Consider the following 14,959-nt stretch of genomic DNA (forward strand, 5'->3'; position numbering starts at 1 on the left):
GAGTCTATTGGTTTGCTTTAGAGTGTTTATCTGCAACCCAGCCAGCGGTTAATGCTTTACCTTTACGCAGCCTGCGCACCCACATTCTGCTTGGATGAATGGCTTCAAGCACATCAACAGGTAAAGGAAGCGGATCACCACAGATTTGCGATGCTAATACTTCAGCTAACAATGGGGCAGAGCTTAAACCGCGCGAACCCAGCCCGATAAAGCAGTACAGGTTAGGGAAGCTTGTGACTGTTTGAACATCATCTACCGAGTCACGCTGTGGGTTAAAGTTGTGCAGATCTTGGTATTGCTCTTTAATTGATTCGAAATCACCCACGTTGCCGACAAACGGAAGGTGATCGCGGCTTACGCTACGAATACCTTGGCGTGCTAGGTTGCCACTGGTATCGACATCTTTTGTCCACTCTTGGTCTGGCAGCGATCCGTGTAGGCGCTCACCATTATGCTGCTGAACCTCAAGATCGAACTCTTGGTCAATATTGGTTTTGTCGTAGTTAGCGCCGATACAATGGTGGCCGTTATTTGGATTTTGCGGTGTTAGGTAACCATCAAAGCACAACACGGTTTTTAACTTGGTTAAGTTTTCCGTGGTCGGAATATGGCTTACTTGGCCTTTAACCGGCGTTAGAGGTACAGGTTGAGTCTGCTCAAACTGGGTGAACTTGTGGCCGTTCGCAACGACCACTTGGTCATGTTTAGTTTGAATCTCACCTTGTGGTGTCTCAATGGTAAGTTGCCATTGTTGTTCAACTTCGAGCCACTCAAGTTGAGTTACTTGATGTTGATAGTGAGCACTAACTTGGTTGGACTCTTGTAACTTTTCGATCAAGCCTTGTGTCAGTTGTAGAGGGCTTAGCCAACCACCCAGTGGGAAGTAAACACTCTCTTTATCAACCGGCAGGCCAATCTTTTCATTCGCTTGTTTTGGCGATAAACGCTGAATCAAATCTGTATGGAAATTGCCCTTTAACATGCGGTTAAGCTTTTTGGTTGAGCCTTCATCCCACATCAGAATATTCACGCCGCACCAGCTGTGGTCAAACTGAATAGATTGCGCCGCTTGATTGATGAACTGGCGAGCAAACAGTAAGCCTGGACCAAACACGCGAGAAACGTTCGATGTCGCTTCGCTTAACAATGGGTAAATCGCACCTTGATTGTTGCCTGATGCATTGCCCGCAGCTTGTGGATGCTCGCAATAAAGGGTGATATTTTTACCACGGCGGCTTAGCGTTTTAGCGAGTGCTGCACTAGCAACACCGCCGCCAATGATCGCAATGTCTTGCGAGTCACTATGCTCTGATAGGCCATACCAAGGTTTGATGTTGGTGTGAGCGTGCTTTTCGCCCAGTCGGCCTGCGATCATTTCACGCTTAGTCCCAAAGCCTTTAACCTTCTTCATCTCAAAGCCAGCTTCGATTAAACCACGACGAACAAAACCAGCGGCGGTGAAGGTTGCGCAGCTACAATCTTGTTTAGCTAGCTTAGCCATGCCGTTGAACAGGTTTTGATTCCACATCTCTGGGTTTTTACTTGGTGCGAAACCATCTAGGAACCAAGCGTCCACTAAGCCTTGTTTTGGTGTAGGCACGTTAGGCATACAATCTTTGATATCACCAAACCATAAATCAAGCGTGATAGCGCCATCACCCAGCACAATGCGGTGACATTCCGGCAGTGCGATAGGGTAGTGCTCTTGGAGTTGCGTCGCATACTCGGCTAATTCTGGCCACGATTGGTGTGCTTTGATGAGATCCTCTTTATTTAGAGGATATTTTTCAAAACTGATGAAATGTAACTCTTTGGTAATAGCTTGAGGGTTATCTTTAAGGAAAGTATCGAACCATTGCCAAACAGCAAGAAAGTTAAGACCTGTGCCAAAGCCGGTTTCTGCAATGACAAAACGACGTTGTTGATGTTCAACCCAACGCTCTGGAAGGTGGTTTTGCTTTAAAAAGACGTAGCGAGTTTCTTCCAAACCGTTAACATTGGAGAAGTAAACGTCGTCAAATTGGTCTGAAACTGGCGTGCCAGACTCATTCCATTCCAGTTCTGCATTAGTAATTGAAGTCATAAAATCTATCATTTTGTGATTTGAAGCGATATGTTGGTAGGGATTGTACGAATTTCTAGGAAAGCTGACCACTTTTGTTAGGCTTCTTAGTTATCATCTAGCTGAATTTAGAATTATAGGAATGTCACATGAAACGAGTCGTAATCACCGGTATGGGTATTGTTTCAAGTATCGGTAACAACGTCGAAGAAGTTTTAGCATCACTGAAAGAGGGTAAATCTGGTATTACCGCTTCAGAGCAGTTCAAGGAAAATGGCTTGCGCTCTCAAGTTTGGGGTAACCTAAAAATGAACCCAGCTGACCATATCGATCGCAAAAAAATGCGCTTTATGGGTGATGCGGCGGCATTCGCATATCTTTCAATGGAGCAAGCAATTGCTGATTCTGGTTTAACAGAAGATCAAGTATCTAATGACCGCACGGGTATCGTTGCGGGTTCAGGTGGTGCTTCTTCACTTAACCAAGTAAACGCAGTAGACATCATCCGTGAGAAAGGCGTTAAGCGTGTTGGTCCATACATGGTTCCACGTACAATGGCTTCAACGGTTTCTGCTTGTCTAGCAACTCCTTTCAAAATCCGTGGTGTGAACTACTCTATGAGTTCTGCATGTGCAACATCTGCACACTGTATTGGTCACGCAATGGAGCTTATCCAACTTGGTAAGCAAGACGTAGTATTCGCTGGTGGCGGTGAAGAACTGGATTGGTCTCTGACTATGATGTTCGACGCAATGGGCGCACTTTCTACTAAGTACAACGACACACCTGAGCTGGCTTCTCGCACTTACGATGCAGACCGTGACGGTTTCGTTATCTCTGGCGGCGGCGGCATGCTAGTAATCGAAGAGCTTGAGCACGCAATTGCTCGTGGCGCAAAAATCTACGGTGAGATCGTAGGTTACGGCGCAACTTCAGATGGCTACGACATGGTTGCTCCTTCTGGTGAAGGCGCGGTTCGTTGTATGAAGATGGCTATGCAAAACGTTGATGGCGTTGACTACGTGAACACTCACGGTACTTCAACTCCAGTTGGCGACGTGAAAGAGCTAGGTGCTATCCAAGAAGTTTTCTCTCAAGGTAATGGCGGCGGTAACAGCCCAGCAATTTCTGCAACGAAAGCGATGACAGGTCACGCTCTAGGTGCTGCTGGTGTACACGAAGCGATTTACTCAACGCTAATGCTAGACAACGGCTTTATCGCTCCAAGCATTAACGTTTCTAACCTAGACGAAGCAGCTGCTGGCCTAGACATCGTAACTGAAGCTCGCGAGCAAGAGCTAACTACAGTTATGTCTAACAGCTTTGGTTTCGGCGGTACAAACGCAACGCTAGTAATCAAAAAGTACCAAGCTTAATTTAGGCTTGAGTCAGATATACAAAGATTAATCGTTAACGGGTTACGCGAGTGTCGATTCAACACGCACAGGTAACTCGTTAGCTATGAACCACAGAACAAAGCTTTTTAAGCATAGATTTAAAATCTATGCTTAAAAGTTGAAAGGTTTCCAGAGCTTGATCAGTAGTAACTTAGTTAGTACTGGTTGAACAGACGCAAGACTCTGTCTCCTGGAGAGCGAGATAGGATCCTTTTGTTCTGGATGTTTGCCCGATTGTTTATTCAATCGGGCATTTTTCGTTTTAGCCTTTTGGTTTCTGGGTAAAGATGCTTATCTCCGTTGTTTGTGCCGACTCGGCGATTCAGCCCTTTATTCATAATGTATTCCATTTGCTACTCGACACCGTGTGTGGAATTTTGCACAATCATTTCAATTCACATTTAGGTCGATAGACCCCAACAAAAGTACTCGCCAAATGAAAATCTTAATCGACGAAAATATGCCTTATGCTGAAGCGCTTTTTAGCCAGCTAGGGGAAGTGACAATGAAGTCTGGTCGCACACTTACTGCTGACGACCTAGTTGACGTAGACGCATTAATGATTCGCTCAGTCACCAAGGTGAACGAGTCGTTGATCAGCAAAGCCAATAAACTGAAGTTTGTTGGTACTGCGACGGCTGGTATGGATCACGTCGACCAAGAGTTGATGAAAGAGCGTGGTATTTTCTTTACCGCGGCACCAGGCTGTAACAAGGTCGGTGTGGCTGAGTATGCGTTCAGTTCAATGATGGTACTTGCGCAGCAACAAGGCTTCTCTGTGTTTGATAAAACAGTCGGTATTATCGGTTGTGGTCAAGTGGGCAGCTACCTAGCGAAATGCCTAGAAGGTATTGGTATTAAAGTGTTGCTCAACGATCCTCTAAAACAACAAGAGGGCGACACTCGTGAGTTTACTGAACTAGAGACGCTGCTTGAGCAATCTGACGTTATCACGCTGCATACGCCCATTTCTAAAACGGGTGAGTTCCCAACGCATCACTTGATTAATGAGCAAGTGCTCAACAACTTCCGTGCTGATCAAATCCTGATTAATGCCGCTCGTGGTCCTGTCGTGGATAACCAAGCGTTAAAAGCTCGTTTACAAAAAGCGGATGGTTTTACTGCGGTTCTGGATGTGTTTGAGTTTGAACCTGAAGTCGACATGGAATTACTTCCGTTGCTTGCTTTCGCAACACCTCACGTAGCGGGCTACGGTTTAGAGGGCAAAGCGCGCGGTACGACGATGATCTTTAACAGTTATTGTGAGTTTTTAGGTACGGAACAACGTGCTTATGCAAGCGATCTTCTGCCGACTGCACCTGTGCCTCAAATGAAATTAGATAGAGCTTGGGACGAAGCAACACTGCACAATTTGACTCAGTTGATCTATGATGTGCGCAAAGACGACGCCTTATTCCGTCGCAATATCTCTACGCCGGGTTCTTTTGACAAGATGCGTAAAGAATATTGGGACCGCAGAGAGTACAGTGCTGTCGAGTTAACGGGCGACGAATCTTGTAATTTAACGCCGTTATCTAAACTCGGTTTTATGGTAAAGCCAACTTTATAAAAGAGAGAAACAATGAGCCAAGAATTTAATATTGCTATTTTAGGTGCGACTGGTGCGGTTGGTGAAACCATTCTTGAAGTACTTAAAGAGCGTAAATTCCCTGTCGGTGAACTGCACTTACTAGCAAGTGAACGTAGTGAAGGCAAAACTTCCCGTTTTAACGGCAAAACAATACAAGTACAAAACGTAGAAGACTTCGATTGGTCTCAAGTACATATTGCGTTTTTCTCTGCAGGTAGCGAACTTTCAGAGCGTTGGGCTCCAATCGCTGCGGATGAAGGTGTAGTTGTTATCGATAACACATCACGTTTCCGCTACGAATACGATGTTCCGCTGGTTGTGCCAGAAGTGAACCCTGAAGCGATTGCTGAGTTCCGTAACCGCAACATCATTGCGAACCCTAACTGTTCTACTATCCAAATGGTTGTAGCACTAAAACCAATTCACGATGAAGTAGGTCTTGAGCGTATTAACGTTTCAACTTACCAATCTGTGTCTGGTGCAGGTAAGCCGGGTATCGATGAACTAGCAGGTCAAACGGCTAAGCTTCTTAACGGCATGCCAGCTGAAAATTCAGCGTTCTCACAACAGATCGCGTTCAACTGTATTCCTCAAATCGATGAGTTTACTGAGAACGGCTACACGCGTGAAGAGATGAAGATGGTTTGGGAAACTCAGAAAATCTTTGCTGACTCTTCAATCACAGTGAACCCGACGTGTGTTCGCGTACCTGTATTCTACGGTCACGCTGAATCTCTACACATTGAAACTCGCGCGCCAATCGGTGCAGAGCAAGTGGTTCAGCTTCTTGAGAACACAGAAAGCGTTGAAGTTTTCCAAGCTTTAGACTTCCCAACTCAGGTTCGTGATGCTGGTGGTAAAGACCACGTAATGGTTGGTCGTATTCGTAACGACATCAGCCATCATAGCGGCGTGAACATGTGGGTGGTTGCTGATAACGTTCGTAAAGGCGCAGCGACAAACGCAGTGCAAATCGCTGAAGTTCTGATTCGCGATTACTTCTAAGCTTTACTGCTTTGATAAACAAGCCTCACTCTTTAGTGGGGCTTTTTTAATCGATTGAAAATATTGTTAGTCAAATTGTGTGAAATTGCTGCGAATATTGTCGCTGCAACACATTTTTTGTTTTCATCTCTATAGTTTTACGTCATTTATCCGATATATTTAATAGATCATCACTTTATCCGAATTTAAGCACCTAGCTGAGCCTTTTATGTTTCAAATTTTCAAGCAGTGGTTAATGCCTTTTTCCGTTATCATTGCGACTCAGATTTCCGTTGTTCGTGCAGATTCCATTCGAGTTGTTGGGCCTGATGGCCAAATACAATCAGCGCCTACGTTTTCAGAACCTCTCTCAAGAGCGCAGTCAAATAGCGCTGAGCCTTCTCGTTTCTATGGTCCAACTCGTGGTTCAGAGACGCTGTGGTCTATCGCCTCAAGATTACGTCCGGATAACTCCGTTTCAGTCCAACAGACCTTGTTGGCAATTTATCGCTTAAATCCTCAGGCATTTGAAAACCAGAACATCCATAGCCTGTTGCCGGCTAGCAATCTACGCGTGCCTTCTTTAGAGCAAGCGCGAGCAAGTTCTACGCAGCAAGCCATCAATATCATGAATTCGCACCTAGCGAAGCTTGATGATCCGACGACGAAACCTGCAGCTTCAAAGCCAAAAGCAGTGCAAGCCTCAAATCAATCGGATACTGGTTCGAAAAATACCACATCTGCAAAACAAGCCAGCTCAACTGAAGTCGCTAATAAACCAGCCTCTCTTGTTCCATCATCTCCAGCAAAAGAGATGAATAAGCTGGAGAAACAGCTAGAGCTTTCAGAAACAGAACTCCTTTCACTTGAAGAGAAAAACCATCAACTCCGCTTAATGCTGTCAAATGTACAGTCAGAAGTGGATGTGCTGAAAACGGAACTCAGCGATGAAGACCGTATCCGCAGTGAAGTTGAAAAGTTATTGGCGGAAGAACGTAGAAAGAACGCTGAAATTGAAAAAATGGCACCAAGCGCGATGGATCAACTGTTGTCTAACGGTTGGTTAGTGGCTGCACTGGCGATTATTCCCGGCCTTCTGCTTGGTTTAATCATTGTTGTGCTATTGGGTCGCCGCTCTAAAAACGATGACCAACAACAAACAACGCAAGATCAACCGATTCAACCTGAAGCAAGCAGCGTTGCGCCTATCACTCTAGGCGATGAGATAGACGACCTTGATAACGAGTTGTCTCTCGATGATGAATTGTTTGGTACGGAAGATGACGCCAATAAGCTGTTTGATGATCAAGCTCTGGCTGAAGAAGACGATGTATTCGCAGGCCTAGACGAATCGGATCTCGATTTCAATCTCGACGGTGAAGACGATGATCCATTTGCCAGCATTGGCGAAAACGGTGACTTAGACACTAACTTCGATGATCTGGACTTAGACAGCAGCAATGGCATCAGTGTCAACGGTGAAGAAAAGGCGCTTGGTCTTGAAGAGATGGAGCGCGCGCTTGATAAAACGGCAGAAAGCGCTTTAGATTCTGACGATGTCGATTTTGATCTTTCTGATGATAACTCAATGTCTGCTGACGACATTGAAGCGCTGCTATCTCAAGAAGCTGAGACGGAAGATTTAGGCTCGAATGAGCTAGACCAATCTCTGCTAGACGATCTGTTTGCCCTTGATGACGAAGACGATGATAGCTTCGATATCGATGCTTTGATTTCGGAAGAGCAAAATGACTCGCCTTCGACGAGCACCACTCCAGCTACCGATGATTTCGACATTGATGCGCTTATCTCAGAGCAACAGAGTGATGCGAAACCAGCAGATTTGAGCAATGACGAATTCGATATCGATGCTCTGATCTCTGAACAGCAGACTCCACAGCCAGTAGCACAACCCGCAACGCCAAGTGTAGAAGACGATATTGATGACATCTTTGCTCAGGTTGCCGCGCAAAATGATCAAAACGACCTTTTCAATCTTGATAGTGATGATGAAGTTACCAAAGACTTGAACAGCGGTTTGGCATCGGATGATGATATCGAAAACATCCTGTCTCAGTTTGATAAACCAATCGTAGACGAAGAAACTCAAGACAGCGTTGATCTGCTTGATGAGCAACTGGCAGGAGATGATGTAGACCTAAGTAACTCAACAGACCTTCTTGATGAGATGCTAGGGGACGAATCGGATGATAACTCTGAAAGCGAGCCTCTTGGCTTTGATTCTCTGTCTGAACTTGAAGAGATTTCTGGTCTATCGACGGACGATGAGCTAAACATTGCCGAAGATAGCACGGAAACTTTAGATGAGTTGATCGGTGATTCTGACGATGATGACTTTGAACTCGATGAAGATAGCACTGATCTGCTTGATGATTTCCTTGATAGCGAATTGTTAGCTGATGATGCATCAGCCGATGAAGCGAGCGAGAAGGACACGGGATCTTTAGACCCGTTTGATGATCTACTAACAAGCGGCATTGAAGACGAGCTTGAATCAGAAGAGCAGACGTTTGATAAAGAGTTAGACGCGGCCTTTGATTTTGACAAAGCCAGCGACGAACCGATTAAAAACTCAGACGTTGAAACTACTCAGTTACCGTTGGAGCCTTCTGAAGCCGAACCAGAGCAAATTAACGATGAGCTATTAGATTCAGAATTGGCGCAAGACAGCTTAGAGCCAGAAAGCGATGATGTTAAGCCACAAAACGATGAAGCCTTTAATCGTGATGACTTTATCGATGATCTATTTGGTGTAGCACCAGCAACAGATGCTCTGCTTGATGATTCACTAGAAACCACAGACGAAGCGTTGATTGATGAATTAATGACGTCTGACGACAGTGATGTATTGGAAGCAACTGAAGAGCCAGTTGAAGCTCCAAGCGAAAAGTTTTCTGAACCAGAACAAACATCAAGTTCGGATGTTTTAGATTCATTACCGGAACAAGCAGAACCGTCTGTTGAAGATAACGAACTGGATATTGATTCGCTGTTATCTGAAAACTCTGATTTTGAAGAGCCCGCTTTCGCTGAGTTAGAACAAGAAGCGCTTGAGCCGAAAGCAACAGATACACCAGACAGTCACGAAGAAATCGCGCCTAGCTTTGAAAACCAAGCTTCACCAGCGTCACTGAGTGATATCTCGGAAGATGAAGAAGAGACGGTTGAAGATTGGTTAGCAGAAGCGATCGACGATGTAGAGTCTCCAGCGAACATCGACTCTGATTTCGACTTTGAGCCGAAAATTCAAGGTAGCGATGAATTTGAAGATGTCGTTGAATCCTTGCCAGAGCCAGAGCGAGCTGCAAATATGCCGGAAATCATTCCAAATGAATTCGGCGTACCAGAAGATGACGATTGGCTGATTGAAGATAAAACGTCTGAGCCAGAAGCATTAGAAGAAACTGACGTAGCATCAGAGTCTGTAGCACCTGTTGTTGAACCTAAATTAGACGCTGAACCGCAAGTTGAAGCGACACTGCAAGCGGAAGTAGCAGAACAAGAAAGTGACGAAGAGTTCTCGTTTGATGACTTTGAGTTGCCAGAGTTTAGTGAAGAAGATGCATTGGCAGAAGCTGATGTTGAATCAACATCAGAACCAGTCACGCAAGCTGTTGATGCTCAGCCAAGTGTTGAATCACAACCAACCGCTGAGCCTCAGCTTGATGCAGCACCACAGGCTGAAACTGCGAAACCAGAAAGCGAAGAAGAGTTCTCGTTTGATGATTTTGAGCTGCCAGAATTCGGTGAAGAAGATGCATTAGCTGAAGTGGTGAGTGAACCGGATGAAGCACAGTTAGAGCAAGACTTATCTGATGGCACTGAGAAGTTCGAATTCGATGACCTTGATCTGCCTGAATACGATGAAGAGAGTGCGAAAGCCGATTCTGTCTTAGATGATATTGAGCAAAGCAGTGCTGAGCCAGTAGCAGAAAATGAAGGTGTAGAGTTCGATGAGCTTGATTTACCAGAATACGGTGAAGATGAAGCTATCTCTGATGCGTTTGCTGAGAAGCCAACACCGCTAACCTCTTTCAGCCCACAAGGCGAAGAGCAAGATGCGTTGCACGATTTGTTCTCGAATCCGCAAAGCTTCAGTCATGCTGATGATTTATCGGATGCGGAAGAGTCTGAAATGGCTGGCTTCATACAGCCAGAGCTATCATCGAATGCACTCTCAGAATCAGACCTAGCGCCAGCAGCGTCAAACTCAGCGCCAACGGAGGTTCAAGACGAACCACTAGAAGGCTTTGATGATTTTGATGAGACAGCACTGGCTGAGTTGCTTTCGGAAGATGTTCAAGACTCGGTCGATAACATGTTCGACAAACCTCTTGATGCAACATCGATTGATAGCGCAGGGCTAGACATTGATGCAATGCTTGAAGTGGGCGGCGAAGATTGGAAGGGCTTTAATTTAGCGCCAGAGCAGCAATCGAGCATGCACAATGATGTGCCTGATGACCAACAAGAGATTTGGGCATCGGCAGAGCAACAAGCTGAACCAAAAATCAAAGAAGAGAATTGGGGACAGCAAGATAACTTAACCGAACCAGGCAATGGTCGTGATAAACAATACATGACGATTGATGAACTTATGGCGCGAGTCGAGCAAGAAGGCGAAGAGGTCATTAATCCAGATGATGAAGAATTGAAGCTGGATGTTGGCCTAAATGAATTCCCAGATGTGATCGGCGATATTGGCAACTATGATGTTGATAGCAATGCAGAAGCTGCAGGTAAGCTTGATTTGGCTAAAATATACATCGAGATGAGTGATCCTCAAGGGGCGATTAAGCTACTAGAAGAGGCGATTGTTGACGGAAGCGATGACATTCGCCGCGAGGCCAAGAATCTCATCGACACGTTAAACGGTCGATAAGCTCAGCGAAACGAAAAGGGTAGCATTGGCTACCCTTTGTTTTAGGTGAGGATAAGAGTCGTCGTTTTATTTGGCTTCTCAAAGCTAACCTAGGGCGATGGTGAGTGTTTATTGAAGTTTTAGCCCCATCCTATTTGGGCTAGCACTCATTTCCGTATATACTTCTCGCCCATTTTCAAAGAGAACAAGAACATGAAAATTGCTTTAGGTATTGAATATAACGGTACCCACTACTTTGGTTGGCAGCGCCAACGAGACGTGAAAAGTGTCCAAGAAGAATTGGAAAAGGCTCTTTCAGTTGTCGCGAATCACCCAGTAGAAGTTATGTGCGCAGGTCGTACAGATGCCGGTGTTCACGGTACGGGACAAGTCGTTCACTTTGAAACTAATGTCGATCGTAAAATGGTGGCATGGACAATGGGCGCGAATGCAAACATGCCAAAAGATATTGCGGTTCGTTGGGCGACTGAAGTTGATGCGGATTTCCATGCTCGTTTTTCAGCGACTGCACGCCGTTACCGCTACATTATCTTTAACCATGCACTGCGCCCAGGCATTCTGAATTCAGGCGTGAGCCATTATCATGGTCATCTTGATGAGAAAAAAATGCATGAAGCGGGTCAGTACTTGTTAGGCGAGAACGACTTCACTTCATTCAGAGCGACACATTGTCAATCTCGTAGCCCATGGAGAAACATGATTCACTTAAATGTGACTCGTCATGGACACTATATTGTGATCGACATTAAAGCGAATGCGTTTGTTCACCATATGGTGAGGAATATTACTGGTAGCCTTATTGCAGTAGGTAAAGGTGAGCAGAAACCAGAATGGATCCAGTGGCTTTTAGAGGCCAAAGATCGAAAAGTGGCAGGTGCGACTGCAAAAGCGGAAGGCTTGTATCTGGTGGACGTTGATTATCCTGAACATTTTGAACTACCACGAGAGCCAATTGGCCCTCTATTTTTACCGGATAATTTGAACTAAATGTGAGACTTAGGTTCAAAAATTATTACGGTTTAGTGCGTAAGATAGTCCCAGAAAATAGGTACAACCAGTTTTTTATCTACAGTCGCTGTTTTATGTGCTTTAATTCCCACGCATAATTCCCAAATTTATTTCTTTCGCAATCAAGCGGAAGAATCGAAACAAAAAGGTCTTCCATGAGTTGGCTTGAAAAGATTCTAGAAAAAAGCAACATCGTAACATCTCGTAAAGCGTCTATCCCTGAGGGTGTTTGGACTAAATGTACTTCTTGTGAGCAGGTTCTTTACCATGCTGAGCTAGAGCGTAACCTAGAAGTATGTCCAAAATGTGATCATCACATGCGCATGAAAGCACGTCGTCGTCTAGATACATTCCTAGACAAAGGCGAGCGTGTTGAACTAGGTACTGATCTTGAGCCACAAGATAAGCTGAAATTTAAAGATTCTAAGCGTTACAAAGAACGTATCTCTGCTGCACAGAAAAACAGTGGTGAGACAGACGCACTAGTTGCAATGAAAGGCGAACTACTTGGTTTACCTATCGTAGCGTGTGCTTTTGAATTCTCATTCATGGGCGGCTCAATGGGTTCTGTTGTTGGTGCTCGTTTTGTGAAAGCGGTTGATGCTGCAATTGAAAACAACTGTGGTTTAGTTTGTTTCTCTGCAAGTGGTGGTGCGCGTATGCAAGAGGCGCTTATGTCTCTAATGCAAATGGCAAAAACCAGTGCTGCCCTAGAGCGTTTATCTGCGAAAGGCCTACCGTTTGTATCAGTAATGACTGATCCAACAATGGGTGGTGTTTCTGCAAGTTTGGCAATGCTTGGTGATATCAACATTGGTGAGCCAAAAGCACTGATCGGTTTCGCTGGACGTCGTGTAATCGAACAAACTGTACGTGAAGACCTTCCTGAAGGTTTCCAACGCAGTGAGTTCCTACTAGACCACGGTGCTATCGACATGATCGTTGACCGTCGTGAGATGCGTCAGCGTGTTGCAAGCCTTGTTGCTAAAATGACCAACCAGCCTTCACCATTAGTAGTTTCTGTGAACGATTCACCGAATGAAGCTACTTATGAAGTACCAGAAGCGCCAGAAAAAGGGTAAAGTACCTTCTAACAAACCAACTTTATTATGGTTATGAGTTAGATGAGTCAACAACCTATTCCTCAAGCCACATCCTCTTTGGAGATGTGGCTTGATTATTTATCAAACATCCACACCAGTGCTATTGATCTTGGATTAGACCGAGTTCAGGCCGTCGCCTCTAAGGCAAACCTCACCAAACCTGCTCAACACGTTATTACTGTTGCCGGAACCAATGGCAAAGGCTCAACGTGTGCCCTGATGGAAGCGATTCTATTGGATGCTGGTTATTCTGTTGGTGTCTACAGCTCTCCTCACTTAATTCGCTATAACGAACGTGTTCGTATCAATGGCCAAGATCTCTCTGATGAGAAGATGGTTCAGTCTTTCGATTTCATTGAGAAAGAACGTGGCGAAATCAGTCTTAGCTTTTTCGAATACGGCACTTTAGCTGCGTTACGCGCATTTCAAACGGAAGCGGTCGATGTCGTGCTATTGGAAGTAGGGCTAGGCGGTCGTTTAGATGCAACCAATATCGTTGATCATGACGTGTCTGTGATTACGAGCTTGGCTGTCGACCACGTTGATTGGCTTGGTGATGATATTAATGTGATTGGCTTTGAGAAAGCGGGTATTTATCGTAGTGGTAAACCAGCTATTTGTGGTCAACCTAAGCCACCGGCTACGGTTGCAGCGCACGCTGATGATATTAAAGCTGAGTTCTACCAAGTAGGCATTCAATACACCTACGATGTGGATGGCGACACTTGGAACTGGCGCAGCGGTGCATTCCAATTAGAATTTCTACCTATTCCAAGCCTACCGCTACCGAACGCAGCAACCGCGTTGATGGCATTAGGCACTTCAGAGCTTAGCATCAGTGATGTGAATGTCGTTAATGGTATGAAGAACGCACAGCTTCCTGGGCGTATGCAGCAAATTAGCGAGCAACCTGTGATTGTTCTTGATGTGGCGCATAACCCACATTCAGCCGAGTACTTTGCACAGCAAGTAACGAAGCAATACGCAGGCAAAAATTTACACGTTGTAGTCGCTATGCTTCATGACAAAGATATTCCAGCGACATTGAAAGTATTAGCACCTATCACAACACATTGGTACCCAGCTTCATTGCAAGGCCCGCGCGCGGCAACAGCGGCTGAATTGTGTAAAAGCCTACCTCAAGGCGTAGAGCAGTATTCAAACCCTGTCGCGGCGTTTGAAGCGGCTTTAGCTTCTGTTCAAGGCGATGATGTTGTGTTGGTGGTCGGTTCTTTCCATACCGTAGGCGAAGTCTTGGAGCATTGGCAGAAAAAAGGAAACTAAATGGCAAGTAAATTCCAAAGCCGATTAGTCGGCACCATCATTTTAGTGGCCATTGGCGTGATTGTATTGCCAGATGTGCTCGATGGTAAGAAGCTCCACTATAAAGAAGAGTTTGCAAGTATTCCTATTAAGCCAGAGCTTGATAGTAATGTTGAAGTGTTTGAAGTTCTCGATCCTGTTGAAGATCAGATAGCGCTACCGGACTCTCCGGTTGAGCGAGTGGTTGAAAGCAGTGTTGATGATAATTCAGATACGCAAACGGCGTCGGTTTCTGAAAAAGAAGCAGACAAAGTGGCAGTGGTGGTTAAGCCGGTACCAGAAAAAAATGAATACCAAGACAGCGCTTGGATCATTCAATTGATGGCTTTAAAGAATGCTGACAACGCAAAAAACGTTGTCAAGGATTTGCAGAAGCGTGGTTACCAAGCTCATACCAAGCAAGAAAAAACTTTTACGCGAGTAATTATTGGCCCGGATGTGTCTAAATCCAAACTTGAGCGACAAATTAAGGAATTAGAAAAAATTACGGGTTCAAAAGGCCAATTGCTCAAATTTAAACCGTTAAATCCATAAGAAAACGTTTGCGTCAGCATTTTTTCTGTTAAAATGCGCGCCAACTTAAGATGA

The 14,959-nt window shown here is 45.1% G+C and carries 9 protein-coding genes; 8 read left to right on the forward strand and 1 reads right to left on the reverse strand.

Going from position 1 to position 14,959, the window contains the following annotated elements; all coding sequences use genetic code 11:
• Window positions 1-4 precede the first annotated feature (4 nt).
• Complete coding sequence (gene mnmC, locus L1D22_RS04320; RefSeq protein WP_239828816.1) at window positions 5-2,083, reverse strand: bifunctional tRNA (5-methylaminomethyl-2-thiouridine)(34)-methyltransferase MnmD/FAD-dependent 5-carboxymethylaminomethyl-2-thiouridine(34) oxidoreductase MnmC; 2,079 nt, start codon at window positions 2,081-2,083, stop codon at window positions 5-7.
• Window positions 2,084-2,211: 128 nt separating this feature from the next.
• Here mnmC and fabB point away from each other — a divergent pair, with 128 nt between their 5' ends.
• The 8 genes from fabB to L1D22_RS04360 all read left to right on the forward strand — a co-directional run bounded on the left by fabB (window position 2,212) and on the right by L1D22_RS04360 (window position 14,905).
• A complete protein-coding gene (gene fabB, locus L1D22_RS04325; RefSeq protein WP_239828817.1) occupies window positions 2,212-3,438 on the forward strand; it encodes a beta-ketoacyl-ACP synthase I in 1,227 nt (408 codons plus the stop codon).
• Window positions 3,439-3,895: 457 nt separating this feature from the next.
• Window positions 3,896-5,029 carry a 4-phosphoerythronate dehydrogenase gene (locus tag L1D22_RS04330; RefSeq protein ID WP_239828818.1) on the forward strand — a complete coding sequence of 378 codons (1,134 nt, stop codon included), beginning with the start codon at window positions 3,896-3,898 and terminating at the stop codon, window positions 5,027-5,029.
• Between the two features lie 12 nt (window positions 5,030-5,041).
• On the forward strand, window positions 5,042-6,055 hold the full coding sequence (locus L1D22_RS04335) for an aspartate-semialdehyde dehydrogenase (protein ID WP_239828819.1): 1,014 nt from the start codon (window positions 5,042-5,044) through the stop codon (window positions 6,053-6,055).
• A gap of 208 nt (window positions 6,056-6,263) precedes the next feature.
• Window positions 6,264-10,937, forward strand: a complete 4,674-nt coding sequence (locus L1D22_RS04340; RefSeq protein ID WP_239828820.1) for a FimV/HubP family polar landmark protein — start codon at window positions 6,264-6,266, stop codon at window positions 10,935-10,937.
• A 192-nt stretch (window positions 10,938-11,129) separates the two neighbouring features.
• The gene (truA, locus tag L1D22_RS04345; protein WP_239828821.1) at window positions 11,130-11,924 is read left to right on the forward strand and encodes a tRNA pseudouridine(38-40) synthase TruA; all 795 of its coding nucleotides are present in this window, start codon (window positions 11,130-11,132) and stop codon (window positions 11,922-11,924) included.
• A 176-nt stretch (window positions 11,925-12,100) separates the two neighbouring features.
• The gene (gene accD, locus L1D22_RS04350) at window positions 12,101-13,027 is read left to right on the forward strand and encodes an acetyl-CoA carboxylase, carboxyltransferase subunit beta (RefSeq protein WP_010436898.1); all 927 of its coding nucleotides are present in this window, start codon (window positions 12,101-12,103) and stop codon (window positions 13,025-13,027) included.
• A gap of 42 nt (window positions 13,028-13,069) precedes the next feature.
• Window positions 13,070-14,332: a bifunctional tetrahydrofolate synthase/dihydrofolate synthase gene (gene folC / locus L1D22_RS04355; protein WP_239828822.1), complete on the forward strand. Its 1,263-nt coding sequence runs from the start codon at window positions 13,070-13,072 to the stop codon at window positions 14,330-14,332.
• Window positions 14,333-14,905 (forward strand): SPOR domain-containing protein, encoded by a 573-nt coding sequence (locus tag L1D22_RS04360; protein ID WP_239828823.1) that lies wholly within the window; start codon window positions 14,333-14,335, stop codon window positions 14,903-14,905. It begins immediately after the preceding gene.
• The last annotated feature ends 54 nt before the right edge of the window (window positions 14,906-14,959 follow it).

The organism is Vibrio sp. Isolate34 (assembly GCF_022397915.1).
GTDB lineage: Bacteria > Pseudomonadota > Gammaproteobacteria > Enterobacterales > Vibrionaceae > Vibrio.

Bases quoted from the DNA above. Each gene is read 5' to 3' on its own strand.
- mnmC (WP_239828816.1), bottom strand. From the start codon at position 2,083: ATGACTTCAATTACTAATGCAGAACTGGAATGGAATGAGTCTGGCACG.
- fabB (WP_239828817.1), top strand. From the start codon at position 2,212: ATGAAACGAGTCGTAATCACCGGTATGGGTATTGTTTCAAGTATCGGT.
- L1D22_RS04330 (WP_239828818.1), top strand. From the start codon at position 3,896: ATGAAAATCTTAATCGACGAAAATATGCCTTATGCTGAAGCGCTTTTT.
- L1D22_RS04335 (WP_239828819.1), top strand. From the start codon at position 5,042: ATGAGCCAAGAATTTAATATTGCTATTTTAGGTGCGACTGGTGCGGTT.
- L1D22_RS04340 (WP_239828820.1), top strand. From the start codon at position 6,264: ATGTTTCAAATTTTCAAGCAGTGGTTAATGCCTTTTTCCGTTATCATT.
- truA (WP_239828821.1), top strand. From the start codon at position 11,130: ATGAAAATTGCTTTAGGTATTGAATATAACGGTACCCACTACTTTGGT.
- accD (WP_010436898.1), top strand. From the start codon at position 12,101: ATGAGTTGGCTTGAAAAGATTCTAGAAAAAAGCAACATCGTAACATCT.
- folC (WP_239828822.1), top strand. From the start codon at position 13,070: ATGAGTCAACAACCTATTCCTCAAGCCACATCCTCTTTGGAGATGTGG.
- L1D22_RS04360 (WP_239828823.1), top strand. From the start codon at position 14,333: ATGGCAAGTAAATTCCAAAGCCGATTAGTCGGCACCATCATTTTAGTG.